Below are 20021 nucleotides of genomic sequence, written 5' to 3'. Positions count from 1 at the left end.
TTGGAACCCCCGGCATAGCCAGGGGTTTTCTAAACCATTTAAAAAAAACACCGGATGATACTGACATCCGGTGTTCTCGCTTTATTCACCTATCTCTTCTATTTCCTGAAGGGTCGGCAGTGCGCTGATCCCGCCTTTATTCGTTGTCGTCAAAGCACCGCTGGCATTCGCGAACGTCAGGAGTTCATCACCTTTTGCTTCAACGAATTCTTTCAGTTTTTCTCTTCGTACATGATTTTTCAGAAGGACAGACAGGAATCCGCCGATGAAGGCATCACCAGCTCCTGTTGTATCGACGGCATCGACCGCAAATCCCTGTTTGAACAGAGAGGTTTCATGTGTCAAAACCATCGCTCCCTTAGCTCCCTGTGTATAGATCACTACTTCGACATCGCCGCTGAACAGCGAGCTTAAGGCTTCTTTTTCATCAGAAATGCCTGTGATGAATTCCAGCTCTTCATCCGAGACCTTTACAATATTGGCTTTCGGCAGGAATTCGAGGATCGTTCTTCGGCAGTCCTCTTCATCATCCCATAAGGGTAAACGCACATTGGGATCGAAGCTGATGATTCCTTTTTGCGATTTCACTATGTCGATGGCTTGTTCATGAGCATATTTCATCGGAGATTCCACCAGGTCGACGGAGCAGAAATGAAGGAAATCTCCTTCTCCAAAGATATTCTCGTCCAGTTCATCTGCTTGCAGCAGCAAGTCGGCCGATGGGTTTCGGTAGAAAGAGAAATCCCGCTCGCCGTTTTCTTTCAATGAAACGAAAGCCAGTGCCGTGTTGGCTTCCTTCGTTCTGAGGATATAATCTGTGTTGACCCCCGCATCAGCCAGTTTTTCGATGAGGAAGTCCCCGAATGCATCCTGTCCAAGTTTGGAAATCATCACAGATTCCTGGCCGTACTTTGCCACAGCGGCTGCCACATTAGCCGGTGCGCCGCCGGGAGCTCTTTCGAAGGATACCACATCTTTCAATGCGACTCCCTTTTCCTGGGGTATAAAGTCAATCAACACTTCACCTATCGAGAGAAGCTTTGCCATATTTCCACCTCTGGTTCGTTATTATTTCAAGCAATTTCTGTTGCTGTTAGTTGGATCCGGTTGGGTCGGGATTATGTATATTTCTCATAATAGCATAACAAACGGAAACAGTGGCACAGAACAAAATTGCCTTACCGCTTCACCGCGTCAGCGTACCAGGGGACTGTCCCCTGTTACTTCACCGCGTTAACGCATCAGGGGACTGTCCCCCACTGCGTTAGTGCGGTAAAGAAAAGAACCTGCCGGGTGGGCAGGTTCTTTTCTAGCGTCTGTTGCTTTTCGGGTCGAACGCGTCACGCAGGCCGTCTCCTATGAAGTTGATGCATAGGACGGTTGTCAGGATTGCGAGTCCGGGCGGGATCCAGGCAGCCGGGCTGTTGCGCAGGATGCGCAGGCTCTGTGCTTCGGAAATCATATTGCCCCATGTCGGCGTCGGCTGCGGAATCCCGAATCCGATGAAACTCAAAGCGGATTCCACAATGATATAGGTGGCCATCATCAGCGAGGCATTCACCACGATCGGACCGATGGCGTTCGGGATGAAGTGTTTGAAGATGATCCTGAGATCACTTGCCCCTATGGCCTTTGCTCCCTGTATGAATTCCTGTTCACGCAGCGAAAGGTAGGCCCCCCTTATGATCCTGGTCAAGTTGGGCCAGGACGTCAAAGCAATGATCGCGACAAAGATTCCAATGGTGACTTTGTCCAGAATCGCCATTACCGTCAATATGATGACGAGAAAAGGCAGAACAAGCATCATATCTGTCGCACGCATGATGAAATTATCGATTTTACCTCCGTAGTATCCGGCGATCGATCCCAGCGTCACTCCGATCAGCAGGGTGAACACCATCGCACTGAACCCGACGATGAGCGAGATCCTTCCTCCATACAAAAAGCGGGAAAGTACATCACGTCCGGAGCTGTCGGTTCCAAACGGATTCTCTGCACTCGGCGGACGTTCAACCAGCATCAGATTGGACTTTGTCGGACTGTGGTCCGTGAATAAAGGGGCAAACACGACCATTAATACGATCAAAGCAAGGATGACCACACCGCTTACTGCCAGTTTATTTTTCATGAAACGGCCAAGGGCGATCTGGAAAGGCGTCTTCCCTTTTGCCGGTTTATTCTGCGGCTGCATTTCCGAGCCGGCTCCTATGCTTGCATCTTGCGGGTTGATCTGCATTTCATCACCTCATTCATAACGGATTCTTGGGTCAACAATACTGTAGAATATGTCTGCAAGGAGATTCCCTATCAAAATGAACACACCGAGCATCAGGTTGATGGCCATAATGACAGGATAGTCGCGGTTGCTGATGGAATTGATGAACAGCGTCCCCAATCCAGGATACTGGAATACTCCCTCCGTGATGATGGCGCCGCTCAGAAGCGCACCGATCTCAAACCCAAGAAGCGTAATTATCGGAATCATCGCATTCCGCAATGTATGCTTATACAGCACGCTGTTTTCGGTCATACCTTTTGCTTTAGCCGTCCTGATGTAGTCGCTGCCTAGGACATCGAGCACTTCCGACCTCATGTACCTCATATACGTCGCCGTTCCAGCCAGACCGAGGGTGATGCCCGGAAGCACGAGATGATGCAGCTTGTTGATCCAGAGCTCAAGCCCCGTTATCCCGGGGGTTGAGACAGACCCCTGCGAGGGAAACCAGCCAAGCGTGATTGAAAATATATAAATCGCTACGAGCCCGAAGAAAAAGTTTGGGATCGCAAGCCCCAGGAAGCCGAAGGTGGTGGCTCCATAATCCAGCACAGAATAAGGATTTCTGGCAGAATAGATGCCGATCGGAATACCCACTGCAATGGTGATGAATAACGAAAACAGCCCGAGCTGAAGCGTATTGGCAACACGTGCTGAAATCAGGTCGCTGACTTCCCGCCCTTTATAAATGAATGACTCCCCGAAGTCACCCTGGGCAACCTTCGTTACCCAATTCCAGTATTGAATGTGAACCGGATCATTCAATCCCAGTGCCTCCCGCTGCTGTTCCAAGACCTTGGGATCAATATTAGGATCCATCAAACGGCCGGCAATCGGATCGCCGGGCGCCATTTTGAGCATGAGAAACACGATCATTGTCAGGGCAATAAGCATCGGGATGAAAATAAGAATTCGCCGCAAGATGTACTGGTACATAGTTCCCCCTCCATTCTTTCAATTTAGGCAGCTGGCCATTTTTATCCATTGAAGCTTTTTTTATACCAGGCTCTTCTCGTAGAATTTTCTGCTGTTCCCGTGAAATCCCCTTGAGCTTGCTTTTCGGATTGACTGAAAGCAATATTTCATGAGGCAGCAGCCTTATAGTAAAAGAAGAATGAGTCCGCTCATGAAGGATATATAGCAGGTTTCTGCCACATGCCTGGTTTAATAAAAGAAAAGAGCGCGGCGCCATACCGAACGCTCTTTCCTTATGTCTTCTTACTCGGTTACCTGCCAGTTGTGAGAATTGCTCAAGAAGGAGTATGGAAGCACTTCGATACCCTGCAAACGTTTATTATGTGCCCATAGGCTGTTCTGCGCGTAAAGGATGACAGCCGGAAGATCTTCCGCGAACTTAACCTGCCAGTCGCTGTACACTTTCTTGCGGTATTCCTGGTCGAAGGCATCCGGCGGCGTGAAGGCATCCTTCAGCAATTGGTCAGCTTCAGGGTTGTTCCAGCGTGAATAGTTATAGCCTGCCATTGCATTCCATAATCCGCTTGGGTCCGGATCGGTACTGCCCAGGCTCCAGCCGAGAAGGTACAGGTCCCAATCCTGGCTGTTCAATTCCAAGTCTTCAAAGTATGCGGCAGCTTCCTTCGGCTGGCGCAGGTCGATGTTGATGCCCACCGCTTCAAGGAACTCTTCGATGATCGGGGCTGAACGCTCACGGATTTGGTTTCCTGTAGGATAATTCAGGTTGAGCACCCATTCGTTACCCTGTGGATCTTCACGGAATCCATCACCGTCTTTATCTACATATCCGGCCTCATCCAGAAGGGACTTGGCTTTTTCCGCATCAAATTCATACTGGTTCGGATTCGTGTCATCGTACGCCCAGAATTGGGTTGCAATTGGAGAGTTTTGAATGGCTCCGCGCCCGAACAGCAATCCGTCAATGATCGCCTGGCGGTTAATCGCATAGGCAATGGCCTGGCGTACTTTCGGGTCAGAAAGCTTTTCATTTTCCGTCCATTTGTCAGGTGAAATGGTGGTGTCGCCTTTTGCCCGATGGTTATGCATCATTCCCATGATTTGATAACCGAAATCAGGCTGTTCAATGATTTCCACATGTTCCATTGCATCGACTGTTTCATAATCGGCTGCCTGGAAACCATTTGGATCGGCAACAAAGTCGATCTCGCCCTTTTCAAGCAGACCAAGGATGATGGACTGGTCGACCACTTTCCAGACAACTCTCTCAAGCTTCGGCTCGCCTTGCCAGTAATCGGCATTCTTTGTCAGGATATACTGCTCCCCTTCCACCATCTCGGTGAATTTGAATGGGCCGGTTCCGACCACTTCATTAGGATCGCGGGAAGCGGCATGTTCAGGGATTTCAGCAACAGGAACATCCGCAAATTTATGTTCAGGGATTATGGAGAAACTTGCGTCAGGTAAAGCAAGAACGTTCGGCTGGGCAAAAACAAACTTGACTGTATGATCATCTACCTTGACAACGCCTTGGAAGTCCTTCGTCTTTCCAGTGGAGAACTCCTCATATCCTGCCAGTCTTTCGACGTAGTTTGTACGTACTCCGCCTGCCTCTATATAACCCGGGCTTGAAAGGGTTTTGTAAGTGAACACAACGTCATCCGCAGTGAAGTCTTCGCCGTCATGCCACTTTACACCCTCTTTTAACTTAAAGGTATATTCAGTGTTATCGTCATTCGGCTCCCATTCAGTGGCAAGATTGGGAATGAATTCGAGTTCTGAATTCTGGCTCACCAATCCTTCATGAGTAAAAGACAAAATATTCGATTCATATGCCTCTGTATAGAAGATCGGGTTAAACAGGCCAGTAGGTGCAGTATCCATTGCACCTGTGACAGTACCGCCGGACTTCGCATCTCCCTCGCCTTCATTATCGGTTTCCTCATTATTCGATGAATCGCTGCAGGCAGCAAGCATTCCAATAATCAATACAGTCACAAGCATAAGCAGCCAGCTTTTCTTTTTTACCAATCTCTTCACCCCTTGTATTTTTTAGAAAAAGAACCTTCGGCCAACCAGATCAGAGGGGCATCACCTCCTTTCAATCTGCTGTATCAGCCCTTCTTGTCATACAAATGGCAGGCAACGTAATGGCCGTCCCCGGCATGGATCAGTTCCGGCCTGTCAATTGAACACCTCTCGTGTGCTTTGGGGCATCTCGTCCGGAAGGCGCAGCCGGACGGCGGGTCGGACGGGCTCGGCAAATCCCCTTTCAAGATGATCTTTTCACGGTCCTTCCTCTTTTCAACGGAAGGAACCGAAGATAATAATGCCTGCGTATAAGGATGCAGCGGTGTGTCATAGAGGTTTTTCTTAGGGGCAATTTCAGCGATCCGTCCAAGGTACATGACGGCAACACGGTCGCTGATATGCTTCACCACGCTGAGGTCATGGGCAATGAACAGGTAGGTGAGACCGAGCTCTTCCTGCAGGTCCGCCATAAGATTCAGCACCTGGGCCTGGATCGATACATCAAGGGCGGATACAGGCTCATCGCAGATGATGAACTTTGGATTGAGGGCGAGTGCCCTTGCGATGCTGATACGCTGTCTTTGTCCTCCTGAGAATTCATGAGGATATTTCAATCTGTCGTCGGGACGGAGCCCTACTTTTTGAAGAAGCGAAATGATCCGTTCTTTTCTCTCTGGCTTTTTCAATGAGGTTTGTACAATCAGGGGTTCCTCTATTAGCTCCTCCACGCTCATCTTCGGATTGAGAGAGGCGAATGGGTCCTGAAAGACGATCTGCATATCCCTTCTATACGGACGCAGTTTTCGGGGCCCAAGCCCGGTGATGTCGTTTTCTTCGAACAGGATCCTGCCCTCTGTCGGCTGGAGCAGCCGGAGGATCACACGTCCGAGAGTCGACTTGCCTGATCCGGACTCTCCCACCACTCCCAGGGTTTCACCTTTGATAATAGATAGGGAGACATCATCAACCGCCTTGACCTGCCCTACCGTTTTTTTGAGGACGCCGCCTTTAATAGGAAAGTATTTTTTGATTCTTTTAGCTTCCAAGATATATTCCTGATCGGTATTCACACATTTCCCCCCTTATTCATATAAGTAACAGCGAACCATACGGCCAGGCTCCGTCTGCCGCAGTTCGGGATTCGCCATTCGGCACTTATCCATTGCAAACGGGCAGCGGTCGGCAAATCGGCAGCCATCCGGGAAAAGATGCGCAGGGGGAACCGTGCCTTTTATCGCACCGAGCCGGTCAACTTCTTTATCCAGGCTTGGCAGACTTTCGAGTAAGCCGCTCGTATAAGGATGCTTCGGATCCTCGAAAATCGTCTCCGCGTCTGCTTCCTCCACAATCTGGCCGCCGTACATGACCATGACTCTATCAGCATATTCCGCCACAACTCCCAAGTCATGAGTGATCAAGAGGACCGCCATATTGAACTTTTTTTTCATTTCATCAAGCAAATCGAGGACCTGTGCCTGTATGGTCACATCCAAAGCGGTCGTAGGCTCATCCGCTATCAAAAGCTTCGGATCGCAGGAAATTGCTATCGCGATCATCGCTCTCTGGCGCATGCCGCCTGAAAGCTGATGGGGATACTCTCGCATCGTATCCTCTGCCCTCGGGAACCCGCACACCCTCAGCAGTTCAACGGCATGCCGGTGAGCCTGTTCCTTTGTGATCTTCTTATGCCTGACAAGTGTTTCTACTATCTGATTCCCAATAGTGAAAACAGGATTCAAAGCAGTCATAGGCTCCTGGAATATCATGGCGATCTCCCTGCCCCGGACTTTGGACATCTGCTTATCATTCAATTGGACGAGGTTCCTGCCATCGAAGACAATCTCCCCTTCCTGGATTTTCCCAGGCTTTCCGACCAGCTTCATGATCGATAGAGAAGTGATGCTTTTCCCGCTGCCGGATTCCCCCACCAGCGCCAGTGTTTCTCCAGGCTTTATAGAAAGATCAACACCGTCCACAGCCTTAGCAACCTTCTTATCCTCCAGGTAAAAATACGTCTTCAACCCTTTTACATCCAGTAATTCATTTTGAGCCAACTGCGTCACCTCAGCTTTGATATTTTCTTTTGAGACAAAATAATTAGTACTACTCTATGTGCGAATCTTTACAAATAAGACAAAAATGTATAAATATACTGAAAATTTATAATATTAACTTAAACAAATGGATAAAAAGGAAATATTATTCAGGTCGCTTTAGCGCTTTAAAGCAGCCGGGGACAGTCCCCGGCTGCTTTAAAGCGCTAAAGAAAAAAGGAAGCCACCCGGCTTCCTTTTTGACTCTTATAATTTTAGAAATCGTATTCCTCTTCTTTCTTCTCCCGGATTGCCGCGAAGGTTTCCGTTAACATGACGGTATCTTCCACCAGCCGGTCAATCCTGAACCTGACATCATCACTGGTAATTTCTTTGAGATGGAAGTCGGCTTCTTCTATAAATACATAGGTCTGGACAATCTGCGCTTTCATATACGCCAATATCGGCTTGATCTGCTGTTCCGCAATCAGGTAGTGCTTAGAAGAACCTGCGGTCACCAGCATGCTGACGACCTTATCCCGAAATGCATTCTGCGGAAGCAGGTCAAAGATGTTCTTCAGAGTTGCCGGGATGGATGCCTGGAACACCGGCGTCCCGATGATAATGGCATCTGCTTCCATCAGGGTTTTGGTCACATACCCTGTGTCACCGGCATATTCCAGATAGTTCCGGCCGTCACTGAATTGAATGTCATAATCAGCAAGATCGAGCAATTCCACCTCTGTGTCTGGGTATTGTTCTTTAAGAGACTTCACAGTATAGTTCATCGCCGTCCTCGTTTTCGAACCGACTTTCGATCCTGATAATCCAACCACCTTCATATGGCTTCCCTCCTACTTTTTCGCTGTATATTTTCGGATTGCCGGCAATATCTCTGTACCGATAATCTCGATGTTTTTCATTAACTTATCAAAAGGCATGCCGCCAAAATCAATTTGGGCAATATACCGTTGATGATTGAACGTTTCATGCTGATAAAGGATCTTTTCGATGATTTCCTGCGGGCTTCCGATATTCATGATGTTGTGAGGGTCGACCCCCTGCGCAAAATGCTGTTTCGGGAACCCGCCCCCATTTGTCTTCTTCATGCCCTCATTAATATGAGGATAAAGATCCTTCAAAGCCTGCTGGGATGTCTCAGCCGCATAGAAGAACCCTGCTGTGGCAACCGGCAGTTCAGCCGGGTCGAACCCTTTGCTGCGTGCAGCCTCACGATAGGCATCGACCGTCCGTTTAAAGACAGAAGCCGGTCCCCCCAAGTGAGCCATGAACATCGGTGCCCCTGCATATCCAGCCTTGATGGCGCTCGCAGGTGTTCCCCCGACTGCCCGCCAAACCGGCATGGACCCGCCTTGCGGACGCGGAAGCACTTTTGCGTTTCGCAGCGGCGCCCGGAACTCCCCGCTCCAGTTCACCACTTCTTCCTGATTGATTTTCATCAGAAGGTCAAATTTCTCCTCATATAATTCCTCATAGTTTCTCAAATCATATCCGAGCAATTCGAAGAGGCCCACTCTGGACGCGCGTCCTGCGATTATTTCAGCACGCCCTCCCGAAATGAGATCAATCGTTGCAAAATCTTCGTAGACCCTTACCGGATCGGATGTACTGATAATCGTCGAAGAACTCCCGATTTTAATATTCTTCGTTGCCTGTGCGATGGCAGACAAAACGACCGTGTGTGCCTGAGTGGCGAAATAATCCTGATGGCTTTCCCCGACACTGAAGAAGTCAAGTCCCGCCTGGTCGGCAAGTTTTGCATATTCAATTATTTCCTTTAAACGCTGCTGCACAGGGATCCTTTCTCCTGTATTCGGATCCGGGAGATGATCGCCGAGCGTATAGATGCCGAATTCCAAACCTTTACTTTGATCAATACGGTATTTTTCCACTAAGATCCCTCCTTCTTTCTTTATTCCTCATTAACCGTCAGCCTAACATCTTCATCCAATAGGCTCTCCAACTTTTCAATGATATCCTCATCATCTATATAAAAGTCGTTCACATACTTGGTCCCTGCATAAAACTGCTGCCCGCCTTCAAAGTAAAATACATCGGCAGAGCCTTCGTATTTCCCTATGAGCTCCTTCCCTGCCTGAGTATTCAGCTTATAAATGGAAAGGGACATCTGCCTGCCATTGAAACGGGAAAACAATTTTGCAACAGGGATTTGGTCCATAGTCAAAACAGTGGATCCTTTTTCTTCAACTAATATCATTTTTCCTGTAAAACTGGCCATCTTTGCTGTCTCCATTTTTTTAAGTCTGTTATTTGTTTTATGCAGGTCTAATGTCCAGTCCGGACGGACAATCACGGGGGGGGGGCACTGGGTTCCATGTACCCAAACCCGCTTTTTAACGGCATTTTCGTCTCCGGGGACTTCATGTATTCTTATAGAACCCCTTATTCCTTTTACAATAAGACTCATTAAATTTCTCCATAGAATAAGGCACCCATGAAAAGGCACCTTATTCGTCAGCCTTATTTAGTTGGATTGAGCAGCTTCATAATTTTTCGCCACCGCGTCCCAGTTGATGATGTTAAAGAAGCTTTCGATATAATCCGGTCTTCTGTTTTGGTAGTTCAAATAGTAAGCGTGTTCCCAGACATCAAGGCCAAGGATCGCTGTCCCGCCGTCCATTACCGGGTTATCCTGATTCAAGGTGCTTGTCACTTTAAGCTCTCCATTTGCATTGACGACCAGCCAAGCCCATCCGGAACCGAAGCGGGTTGCAGCTGCTTGAGCGAATTCTTTTTTGAAAGAATCAAGGCTGCCAAAGGCTTTCTCAATTGCTTCCTTCAAATTTCCGGCAGGTTCATTGCTTTCTTTTGCAGGGGCAATCACATTCCAGAACAGGCTGTGATTCAGGTGTCCGCCTCCATTATTTCTTACTGCGGCACGAATGTTTTCCGGTACGCTTTCCAGATTGCTTAGAAGCTCTTCCAAGGATTTTGACTGCAGGTCCTCATTGCCTTCCAAAGCGGCATTCAGCTTGTCGACATAAGCTTGATGGTGCTTCCCATGATGGATTTCCATCGTTCTTTGATCGATATGAGGCTCCAGTGCACCAAAGCCATAAGGCAGTTCAGGCAGTGTAAATGTAGACATAATAAATTCCTCCTAAGTATGTTTTGAAACTTTTTATACCAAAAAGTATAATTAATATAATACAAGAGTAATCCATGGTCCTGCTGAAAGCAATTTATCTGCTCAAAAGTTTCAGTGATTCTGCAATACCTTTCTATTTAATATACTTCATAGTATAATAATCTCTTTACACCGGAATCGAACTTTCTAATAGAATTGAGGTGTTCAGCTTTGACTGCCGCAATGAAAACAACAAAAGACAAAATACTCGATTTGCTGAAAAAGGAAGTCTCCCTGAGTGTCAATGACTTGATACAGGAGCTGGGAATCACCCATATGGCGGTCCGGAAGCATCTGAATGTCATGGAAAAAGACGGGCTCATCCATTCTGTGGAGTTCAAACAGTCCAAGGGCAGACCCTTATACCGCTATGCATTGACCGAAAAAGGCGACCGTCTGTTTCCGAAAAATTATGAGGGGATCAGCGTGGAATTCCTGCAGGATATCAAAGAATCCTTCGGAGAGGAATCGGTGGATGCACTGTTTAAAAAGAGGGAACAGCGACTGACCTCACAGTATAAAGAACAAGTGGAGAAAAAATGCAGCAAGCTTGAGAAAATACAAGAGATCGAGAAAATCCAAAATGAAAAAGGCTATATGGCCCAGGCCAATCAAATCGATGACAATACCTTTGAGTTGATTGAATACAACTGTCCGATCATGGCCATCGCCAACAATTTCAAAACAGCCTGCACGTGTGAAACCGAGATGTTCAAAAGTGTCCTCGGAACGGAGCAAGTCAAACGCGTCAGCTGCAGGACAGAAGGCAACCATCACTGCAAATTCCTGATCCAATACGAAGCATAGATACTTTAACGCATTAACGCGGCCGGGGACAGTCCCCGGCCGCGTTAATGCGTTAATAGGCTAAAAGGGGCAAGGCGCTCGGTTTGTCCCTTTCCCTTTAGTTTACTTTATATGGGTGAACAATTGGTTTGAAGCCTCCCAGTTCCACGACCTCTTTCTTCCCATTCACGGTTACCACGAAGCAGTCTTCCCGCTCAGTCACGGCAATGTTTTCTACGGTAAACCCTTTGCCAGCGTAAAATCCCTCTATCTGTCCTCTCTCAATTTCAGAGATTTCTTTTTGTGGCCCCTCTTTTACCGATTCCGAATAAGCCCCGCCACCCGTTTTGGAGTCAGGATCTGAATCAGAAGGAACGCCGGCAGCCGGCTTCCCCCTCCCTTGTTCCCCCTGGTTATAAATCCCCTGAAGGAGTTTGATCACTTCAGCAAAGCCGAAGAAAACAATCCCCCATACCAGTCCATCAATAAAAACTCCCCAGGCAATTCTGGCATTCGATTCACCAAAGCCTCCGGCATCACCCTGCGATCCATAATACAGCCCGGAGATGGCCCCGACTATGATAGATAAAGCTCCAACCACATACAGGGCAGCGGCGATTTTATTTTCTTTACTCGTCATATTTATCCCCCTTGTCTCTATCAATTCTCCCTTTTTGATTACTATTCCAGATTAAGGGGGGGTACCCCTTTATTTGCTATATAAAAACAAATGCCCCGACGCTTTAGCACTTTACCGCAAGTGGGGACTGTCCCCGCTTGCGGTGATGCGGTAAAGCATTTCCCTTCCGCATTTTGTTCATTTTCAGCTGATAGAGGACAGCCCCCCTATCCTTTCTACTTTGCAGACATAGAATAGATTGAACTGGCAGCATACTTTTGTAGTGGTTCTGCTAGTCTTCCAATATTTCTGAAAGAAAGGTGATTTGATGACAATTCATGAAAGTTTTATTTCGGATTTGCTAAGGAGGCCATCTGCATTCCGTGCTGTTTCTTTAAGGGATCAGGAAGTGGAAGCTGCTGAGGAGACTAAAGTATTTTTCCAAAGGGAAGAGTTTGATTTAGGACGTGAATATCAGCGCAGACAATCCATTTTCACTCCAAGGAGAGATGGTGTCTACCTGATTCAAGGGACCATTTCGTTTGCTCCAGACAGCTTTGAGGAGAACTACCGGGCGAGGGTGGAAATCCGCGTGAACGGCAACCCTTATGAGGCTGCTGATAATGATTTTTGGGGAACGGATGTAGAGATCGAGAACGTGGTCCAGGTATCTGCCATCCTGCAGCTTGAAGCCGGGGACGAAGTGGAGATCTTAATGGAAAGCAGTGTTCCAGGCACTATAGTTGCTAATGAGGCAGGCAGCAATACTACTTCGTTTGCAGCCGCCAAGCTAGCTGATATGTAATACTTTTCCAAAACCTCTCTCATTTCCTGTAGTACCCTTAAGATAAAGAATCCATGAGCACCTTACATGGGTTCTTTTTCACTTTCCTGCAGCAGCTCGTTTAATGGGACAGTCCCTTGATGATAAAATACTAGCTTAGAAGATATGAACCTGATTTTCTGCAGAATACATAACCTGCCCTCATCCATTTGATCCTTCCTGTTCATTTACAATTCATCCCAACTGTCCTATACTTACTAAAAAAGCGAGGTGTTCTGTTTTGGCAATTGTCACGGTAGATTTTGATGGGACTCTCTATCAGGGAAACTCCTTTAAAGCGATGTTCCAAATGGGGCAAAGGCGCTTCACTGCGAAGCAATGGGCCACAGTGGCTGCAGGTTTGGGAAAAGCTTCAGCTGCCGGCGCACTCAAAGGGAAAACGAAATTCAAGCATGAATTTTTCAAGGCGTTTGCGAAGACGTTCCGAGGAAAAACCTCTGAAGAATTAGACCTCTTCTTCCAGGAGCTTGTTGAATTTGGAAAAGCCGAAGTACATCGTGACCTGGTTCTCAAAATTCAGGAACACCAAAATAACGGAGATACGGTCGTCGTATTGTCCGGTGCACTCCAGCCATTTTTGAAGGCTTTTATCAATGACCTTGCACTGGACGTGCATGTACTCAGCACAGATCTACTATTTGATCAGAAAGGCCATTGCACAGGGGAAATCGGGGAAATCATCAACGGCGATGCCAAAGTGAAAATCCTGCAGAAATGGATGGGGCAGCAGGAACATTTGACAGACGAACAGGCAAAGGAAATTTGGGCATATGCGGATAGCGAAGCCGACATCCCATTGCTTCAATATGTGACCCATCCTATCCTGGTCAATCCAAAGCAGGAAATGGTGAAAGTTGCAGAGAAGAACAGCTGGTCGATTTTTGCATAACATTTAGAGGGACAGGCTGCCAGGCCCGTCCCTTTTGCTCATTCAAATAAAAACTTCAACACCTGCGGCATTCTTTCTCTCCAGGCAATCTCATTATGGACACCGCCTTCAATGATTTCAAAACGGACATTCCGGACCTTATCTTTTAAAATCTCGTAGACCCGCTCACTCGTCCGCTCGTATGTCTCTCCATCGATCGTTTCCGTTACTTCCGCTGTTCCGACATCCAGATAGAAACGCTCAATCGCAGACAAATCACTTTTTCGGATCAGGTCTTCAATCTCTTCTTGATTAAACCAATAAGCGGTGGACAGAGAAGCAATCCTTTTAAAGATATGAGGATATTTGCAGGCAGCATAAGTGGAGATCAAGCCGCCCATCGAGCTTCCCGCCATGCTCGTTTCTTCTGGAATGGTCCTGTACTTCTCATCAATCAGGGGCTTCAGTTCATGGACCATATACTCTATGTATTCCTTCCCTTCTCCTCCGATAGTGCTCCGGCTGGCATCAAAGACCTCAGGCATCTTGGAGCTCTCCCACGGGCCATACTCATCAAGCCGCTTCAATCCTTCATTGCAGTCGACCCCGACCACAATCATCTCCAGTTCACTGCCGTCCAAGTAATCTCCTATTCTCCAAGCCATCCCATAGCCTGCATCTTCATCACGATACAGATTCTGGCCATCATGCATATACAAAACAGGATAATGCTTGTCTCCATTCTCTTCATAACCATTTGGAAGGTAGACACGGATCATCCTCTCCCTGTTCAAGGGCGTCATGGCAACAGTAAAATGTTCATACATTGGCTTATGCTCCTCCTTTTCTATAAATATCTTCACGAAAGCAATTACCTTTTCACTTTTTACCAGAAAGGTGGATCAGTCAAACTTTACCGCATTAACGCAGTGAGGGACAGTCCCCGGCTGCGTTAATGCGGTAAAGTACTAAAAGGGACTGTCCCTCTCAGCGCTTTAACGTGTTGATGTATGTAGGGTACCTTATATTCGGACAGTGCTGCATGAAATTTTGTATGTTTCAACTGGCTTCGGCGGTGGTGAACTTCTTTCCAGGGGACTGTCTTTACGAATCTTGTTTCTTAACGGCTTATTAAACTGCTATTCGACCCAATAACTTCCTGAAAGTCAAGCTCAACGGCCCATTTAACTGCTTTTTGGTCCATCATCCTCACGAAACGAAAATCTCAACGGCCCATTTAACCGCTTTTCAGCCCAACATCCTCACGAAATGAAAATCTCAACGGCCCATTTAACCGCTTTTCAGCCCAACATCCTCACGAAACGAAAATCTCAACGGCCCATTTAACCGCTTTTCAGCCCAACATCCTCACGAAATGAAAATCTCAACGGCCCATTTAACTGCTTTTTGGCCCAACATCCTCACGAAACGGCAATCTCAACGGCCCATTTAACCGCTTTTCAGCCCAACATCCTCACGAAATGCCCAACTCAACGGACCATTTAACCGCTTTTCAGCCCAACATCCTCACGAAACGAAAATCTCAACGGCCCATTTAACTGTTTTTCAGCCCAACATCCTCACGAAATGCCCATCTCAACGGACCATTAATACCCAGACCGCGGCTTCGGCACTTCTTTGAACATGCGTCCATTACCCGCTTTTTCAAATTAACGCGGAAACTCCAATACAGCATCCCCTGATATCCTTCGTCACTTCATTTTTTCCTATATGCCATCGTCACCCATTCGTTAGACTGAAGGGTGTTCACTTTTTCAAATCCAGCCTGCTCGAATGCTTTTTCTACTCCAGCTGTGTGCCATTCAACGAGCCCGGACACTAAGAATCGGCTGCTTTTGTTCAAAAGCTCGTGTCTTTCGAGAATCTGCCGGGCTTCATCTCCACCTATATTAATGAAAATCCAGTCATATTCTCCTTGAATCCGGGCATCTCCATCAATCAAGTCCTGCTGCAGCACTTCCACTTTTTCTTCAACACCATTCAATCCCGCGTTGTATAGGACTTCTCTCGCCACCGGCTCGAAATCGACCGCCGTTACGCGGGAGGCTCCCTTCAAGAGAGTCCCGATCGCCAGGATCCCGGACCCTGTTCCGAGATCAAGCACCCTCTCACCTGTGAAATCTTGCTTAAGGATGATCCGCAGGCAGTCCTGCGTCGTTTCATGCAGTCCAGTGCCAAATGCTGCCTGCGGCTCAAACCTCAACACTTTTTTTCCGTCATGGGCTTCCATATTTCCGGAATACCCGATCACCCACTCATCATTCAGCGCAATATCTGTAAACACCGCTTCCGGCAGATTTTCTTTTACCGGGGAATAGGTAATCATCTCCATCGGTATGCCAGCAGCCTCGTGGATAGCCGCAAGTCCATCCTCAGGGAAGCTTGCCATTTCCCCATCTTCAAAATATATCTTAAACTCAATGAGCTCTTCTTTCGCTTCCTTGTATTCATATCCGTTTGAAAAAGTGATGACGTCGATCGGCTGTTCATAGTAGAAATTGTACAGCCCCTTGGCGCTCAATTTTTCAACGAGTTCACTAACCCGGTTCTGGTCGATCTTTATCATAAATTCATACAGCATAGAATATTCCTTCCTTGTCCTCAGCTTGGGCTGAATCCATTTTTAGAAACACCGACAGGAATTCCGCTTCCTTCAAGCTCCTCCCTCAGCATTTTCAAGACAACCTTGTAGGCTGTTGGATTGTACCATTTTTCAAGGCCGAGCTGCTTGTAGATTTCTTCCACGCCAAGCTTGCTGGTCCTTCTGCCGCCGGTTCCATCGCCCATCCAGAAATCATCGATGGTGATCCGGTTCGCAATCTCTTTCAGCCTGGCCGGAAACTCCCTTGTGCAGGGCAGCAGCGGCGCGATGGTCGCCTGTGTCGTGATGCCCGCTTCCGTGATTTCCTTTAATGCCTTCATCCTCGCCGGAATCGGCGGGGCAGCGGGGGAAAATGCCTTCCTTACCTCTTCTTTATCCGTTTCGATCGTCATGGATACCCGGATTTTTTCTTTAAACTGTTTAAAAAGGCCGATGTCCCTCTTCACCAAAGGAGACCTCGTCTGCAAATGAATGAAATCCGGCTGGATCTCCAGCATCACTTCCAGAAGGCTCCGGGTTAATCCTGTTTCATGTTCAATAGGCTGATAAGGATCGGTGGAGGAAGACATGAATAATGTCACCGGTCCTTTTTTCTTCGCCTTGATGAGGTCTTTGCGCAGAATTTCTGCCGCATTGGTTTTGATATCGACCCATGATCCCCACTCCTGTTCACGGAAAAGCGAGATCGGCATCTGCCTTACATAGCAATACTTGCAGCCGAACACGCAGCCCGCATACGGATTCAGCGAATGGGTAAAATTGTCGATGGCACCCTTTCCCGGTGTCAAAATCGTCTTCGATACAATATCCTTCAGTTCCGGTTTCACCTTATCACCTGCTTTCTCTCTTAATAGTATAAAACACTTTACCACATTAACGCATGTGGGGACTGTCCCCACATGCGTTAATGCGATAAAGTGCCCCTACTCCCATTTACTTCCGCCCAAAATAGAAACCGCCTGATATGAAGCCATCAAGCGGTTTCTATTCAGCACTCTATATTTTTTTCAGCACCCACTGATAAAGCGCATTCAAGCGAATCACTTTCATGAAAACCTACTGCAGGAAGGCTCACCACCATTAAGATGCTTCTTTTCGTTTCTCCAGTTCCTTTTCAAAATCCCGGACAGCCTCTTCAAACACAGCCAGTCCCTCGTCGATCTGCTCTTTGGTAACAATCAGAGGCGGGATCATCCGGATTACTTCCTGGTGCTTGCCGCATAGATAGAACAGTACACCTTTTTCGAGGGACAGGTCGAGGACCCTCATCATCCCCTTTCCATCTGCAGCCCCTGTTTCGGAATCTATTATTTCGATTCCGATCATCAGGCCGACACCGCGCACATCACCAATGACCCTGTGCCTTGCTTTGATTTCCTTCAGCCTCTTTATCGCATACTCTCCCAGGACCTTCGCGTTCTGGAGCAAATTTTCTTCCTTGATGACATCCAGCGTTGCCAGGGCAGCCGAGCACGAAATCGGGTTTCCTCCAAATGTCGTTCCATGAGTCCCCATCGGCCATTTACTCATCAGTTCCTTCGATGCCACTGTGGCGCTGAGGGGCATCCCCGATGCAATCCCCTTGGCAACCGCCATAATATCCGGGGTTACGCCGAAAGTCTGCGCAGCGAACCAATCACCTGTCCTTCCAAATCCTGTTTGCACTTCATCGAATATCAACAGGATGTCATGGCGGTCGCAAATTTCCCTGACCTTCTGGAGCCAGGCTTTCGGCGGAATGATATAGCCTCCTTCCCCGAGAACCGGTTCGACAATCATACACGCCACTTCTTCCGGGCTCACCTGGTGGTCGAACAGCGATTCAACATCCTTTTCCAATTTTTCCGCACAATGCCCGGCTAGATCCTTCCCATCCGGACACCCTTCTATATCTGCATAAGGCAGCTGATACGTCAGGCCATTCGGCTGCAGGAACTTACGGTATTTGCTTTTGGAAGTACTGACGCCAAGTGCTCCCAATGACCGGCCGTGGAAACACCCTGTGAACGAGATGACATACGGCCTCTCGGTCACATACTTCGCAAGCTTAAGCGCGCCCTCTATAGCTTCCGTTCCGCTGTTAGCAAAGAAGAAGCAGTCGAGTCCCCCGGGCATGATCCCTTGAAGCTTGTCAGCCAGCCTTAGAATCGAATCATACATGATGACTCCTGAAGGGCCGTGCATCAACTGATCGACACCGTCTTTTATCGCTTGGACAACCTTTGGATGCCGGTGCCCGGTATTGGCCACGGCTATTCCCGAGGTGAAATCCAGGTACTTTTCACCTTTCACCCCGTAATAGTAACAGCCCTCTTCTTTTACCACCGGAAGATTCGGATGATCCTTCGCCATACTTGGAGCCAGAAGTTCAGGCATACGGTTATATAAATTCTCAAAAGATGTCACATTTACTCCTCCTAAAAAATGATATGCGCAATGATAACGATGATCGGCAGGGTGATCACTGTTCTTTGAAGAAAGATGACAGCAAGCTCCCAAACCGTAACCGGAATCTTTGATTTCACTAAAAGTATCCCAATTTCAGACATATAAATCAGCTGTGTAAGAGAAACAGCCGCAATGACAAAGCGGGTCAACTCGCTTTCAATCCCGGCCCCGATCACCGCAGGCAGAAACATATCCGCAAATCCTACCAGCATAGCCGGTGCAGCCTGTGCTGCTTCAGGAATCTGCATCAATTGCAGGAGAGGAACGATCGGCATGGATAAGTATTCGAAGAACGGAGTGAATTCCGCCACGATCAAAGCCAGCGTCCCAAGCGCCATAACAAGCGGAATCAAAGCAAAGTAGATATCAAGGACTGTATGGACCCCTTGCTTTGCTACATTCCTTACCCCTTTTACCTCGGAAGACTTCGCCAACGCTTTTTCCAATCCCCACTTCATATTAGAGATTCCTTCGGGGGTCTCTTCTGAAATTTTCATCCCCGCCTCTTCGTCATATGTATCTTCTTTTTTAGATAGAGGCGGAATCCTTGGACAAATGAAGGCAGCAGTCAGACCGGCAAGGACGACCGTGGCGTAAAACGGAACAAAATACTCTTCAAGCCCGATGAAACTGACAACCACCAGACTGAATGCGATCGAATTGATAGAAAAGTTCGTAGCGATAATTGCCGCTTCACGTTTCGTGTAATACCCTTCTTCATACTGCTTGGTTGTAATCAGAACGCCTACCGTGCCTGCTCCCATCCAGGAAGCCAGCGCATCCACGGAAGACCTTCCAGGCAGTTTGAAAAGCGGCCTCATCACATTCCTCAGCATTGTTCCGATAAAGTCCATCAATCCAAACTCCATCAGAAGCGGCATCAAGAGTCCAGCAAATAAAAACCATGCAGCCAGAACCGGCACCAGTGAAAACAGCATGGTTCCGCCGGTAACCTCAGAAGTCACAATCGAAGGGCCGATTCCCAAAATTGTCATAAGGGCAAACACAGCCCCTGCTATTCTGGTAATCATCCAAAAAGTGTTGACATAGAATAGCTGTTTCATAAAAGGAGACTTCATTATCATGCCTGGCTGAAAAGCCTTTGCCACCAGCGGGAGCACTGCGGAAATGACCAGGATCCCCGTCATGAGCCACGGAAGCACCGGTTCAAGGAAGGCTTGTACAGACTCCGCCATCACTCCGACTCCAATGGTGATTTTCCCTCCATAACTGATCGGGACCAAAAACAATAGAACCCCCAGCAATGACGGGATGATGAACCATAGATAATTGCTTAGCGACCTGCTGGCCTCCGACTGATCCTGCCATTGCCTTTCACGTATTGCGGCATCTTGTTTAACGACCATTTTCCTCACTCCTTCTATTATTTTG

General features: G+C 47.8%; 20 protein-coding genes. 3 read left to right on the top strand and 17 right to left on the bottom strand.

Going from position 1 to position 20021, the window contains the following annotated elements:
- Window positions 1-81: 81 nt before the first annotated feature.
- The 10 genes from D3H55_RS19730 to D3H55_RS19685 form a co-directional block, all read right to left on the bottom strand.
- Entirely contained in the window at window positions 82-1047 is a 966-nt protein-coding gene (locus tag D3H55_RS19730) for a carbohydrate kinase family protein (protein WP_119549019.1), read from the bottom strand.
- Window positions 1048-1309: 262 nt separating this feature from the next.
- A complete protein-coding gene (gene opp4C, locus D3H55_RS19725) occupies window positions 1310-2236 on the bottom strand; it encodes an oligopeptide ABC transporter permease (protein ID WP_119549018.1) in 927 nt (308 codons plus the stop codon).
- 9 nt (window positions 2237-2245) lie between these two features.
- On the bottom strand, window positions 2246-3211 hold the full coding sequence (locus D3H55_RS19720) for an ABC transporter permease (RefSeq protein WP_119549017.1): 966 nt from the start codon (window positions 3209-3211) through the stop codon (window positions 2246-2248).
- A gap of 282 nt (window positions 3212-3493) precedes the next feature.
- Window positions 3494-5248: a peptide-binding protein gene (locus tag D3H55_RS19715; RefSeq protein WP_338067964.1), complete on the bottom strand. Its 1755-nt coding sequence runs from the start codon at window positions 5246-5248 to the stop codon at window positions 3494-3496.
- A 74-nt stretch (window positions 5249-5322) separates the two neighbouring features.
- Complete coding sequence (locus D3H55_RS19710; protein ID WP_119549016.1) at window positions 5323-6309, bottom strand: ABC transporter ATP-binding protein; 987 nt, start codon at window positions 6307-6309, stop codon at window positions 5323-5325.
- Between the two features lie 12 nt (window positions 6310-6321).
- Window positions 6322-7293: an ABC transporter ATP-binding protein gene (locus tag D3H55_RS19705; RefSeq protein WP_119549015.1), complete on the bottom strand. Its 972-nt coding sequence runs from the start codon at window positions 7291-7293 to the stop codon at window positions 6322-6324.
- 254 nt (window positions 7294-7547) lie between these two features.
- Window positions 7548-8114: an NADPH-dependent FMN reductase gene (locus D3H55_RS19700; protein ID WP_119549014.1), complete on the bottom strand. Its 567-nt coding sequence runs from the start codon at window positions 8112-8114 to the stop codon at window positions 7548-7550.
- A gap of 12 nt (window positions 8115-8126) precedes the next feature.
- Window positions 8127-9185 (bottom strand): LLM class flavin-dependent oxidoreductase, encoded by a 1059-nt coding sequence (locus D3H55_RS19695; RefSeq protein WP_119549013.1) that lies wholly within the window; start codon window positions 9183-9185, stop codon window positions 8127-8129.
- Between the two features lie 20 nt (window positions 9186-9205).
- Window positions 9206-9532, bottom strand: a complete 327-nt coding sequence (locus D3H55_RS23875; RefSeq protein WP_136035750.1) for a hypothetical protein — start codon at window positions 9530-9532, stop codon at window positions 9206-9208.
- Window positions 9533-9778: 246 nt separating this feature from the next.
- Window positions 9779-10402 carry a superoxide dismutase gene (locus D3H55_RS19685; protein WP_119549011.1) on the bottom strand — a complete coding sequence of 208 codons (624 nt, stop codon included), beginning with the start codon at window positions 10400-10402 and terminating at the stop codon, window positions 9779-9781.
- A 222-nt stretch (window positions 10403-10624) separates the two neighbouring features.
- On the opposite strand from D3H55_RS19685, the gene D3H55_RS19680 reads away from it, so the two are divergent.
- Window positions 10625-11248: a helix-turn-helix transcriptional regulator gene (locus tag D3H55_RS19680; RefSeq protein ID WP_119549022.1), complete on the top strand. Its 624-nt coding sequence runs from the start codon at window positions 10625-10627 to the stop codon at window positions 11246-11248.
- 97 nt (window positions 11249-11345) lie between these two features.
- Here the strand turns inward: D3H55_RS19680 and D3H55_RS19675 are convergent, their stop codons facing one another.
- Window positions 11346-11867: a hypothetical protein gene (locus D3H55_RS19675; RefSeq protein ID WP_119549010.1), complete on the bottom strand. Its 522-nt coding sequence runs from the start codon at window positions 11865-11867 to the stop codon at window positions 11346-11348.
- 307 nt (window positions 11868-12174) lie between these two features.
- On the opposite strand from D3H55_RS19675, the gene D3H55_RS19670 reads away from it, so the two are divergent.
- The gene (locus D3H55_RS19670; protein WP_119549009.1) at window positions 12175-12651 is read left to right on the top strand and encodes a C1q-like domain-containing protein; all 477 of its coding nucleotides are present in this window, start codon (window positions 12175-12177) and stop codon (window positions 12649-12651) included.
- Between the two features lie 62 nt (window positions 12652-12713).
- Here the strand turns inward: D3H55_RS19670 and D3H55_RS24525 are convergent, their stop codons facing one another.
- On the bottom strand, window positions 12714-12857 hold the full coding sequence (locus D3H55_RS24525) for a hypothetical protein (RefSeq protein WP_168413180.1): 144 nt from the start codon (window positions 12855-12857) through the stop codon (window positions 12714-12716).
- Between the two features lie 53 nt (window positions 12858-12910).
- Between D3H55_RS24525 and D3H55_RS19665 the strand changes: the two genes are divergently transcribed.
- Window positions 12911-13579: an HAD family hydrolase gene (locus D3H55_RS19665; protein ID WP_119549008.1), complete on the top strand. Its 669-nt coding sequence runs from the start codon at window positions 12911-12913 to the stop codon at window positions 13577-13579.
- Between the two features lie 38 nt (window positions 13580-13617).
- On the opposite strand, the gene D3H55_RS19660 is transcribed toward D3H55_RS19665, so the two are convergent.
- The 5 genes from D3H55_RS19660 to D3H55_RS19640 all read right to left on the bottom strand — a co-directional run bounded on the left by D3H55_RS19660 (window position 13618) and on the right by D3H55_RS19640 (window position 19996).
- Entirely contained in the window at window positions 13618-14385 is a 768-nt protein-coding gene (locus D3H55_RS19660) for an alpha/beta hydrolase (protein WP_119549007.1), read from the bottom strand.
- Between the two features lie 890 nt (window positions 14386-15275).
- Window positions 15276-16160, bottom strand: coding sequence for a 50S ribosomal protein L11 methyltransferase (locus D3H55_RS19655; RefSeq protein ID WP_119549006.1), 885 nt, complete (start codon window positions 16158-16160; stop codon window positions 15276-15278).
- A gap of 20 nt (window positions 16161-16180) precedes the next feature.
- The gene (locus D3H55_RS19650; RefSeq protein WP_119549005.1) at window positions 16181-17008 is read right to left on the bottom strand and encodes an SPL family radical SAM protein; all 828 of its coding nucleotides are present in this window, start codon (window positions 17006-17008) and stop codon (window positions 16181-16183) included.
- Window positions 17009-17261: 253 nt separating this feature from the next.
- The gene (locus tag D3H55_RS19645) at window positions 17262-18587 is read right to left on the bottom strand and encodes an aspartate aminotransferase family protein (protein ID WP_276310256.1); all 1326 of its coding nucleotides are present in this window, start codon (window positions 18585-18587) and stop codon (window positions 17262-17264) included.
- Window positions 18588-18598: 11 nt separating this feature from the next.
- A complete protein-coding gene (locus tag D3H55_RS19640; RefSeq protein ID WP_119549004.1) occupies window positions 18599-19996 on the bottom strand; it encodes a YjiH family protein in 1398 nt (465 codons plus the stop codon).
- Window positions 19997-20021: the final 25 nt, after the last annotated feature.

Source organism: Bacillus salacetis, assembly GCF_003581585.1.
Lineage (GTDB): Bacteria > Bacillota > Bacilli > Bacillales > Bacillaceae_B > Rossellomorea > Rossellomorea salacetis.
The sequence above is the reverse complement of the archived record's forward strand: the minus strand, read 5'-3'. Positions and strand labels throughout refer to the sequence as shown.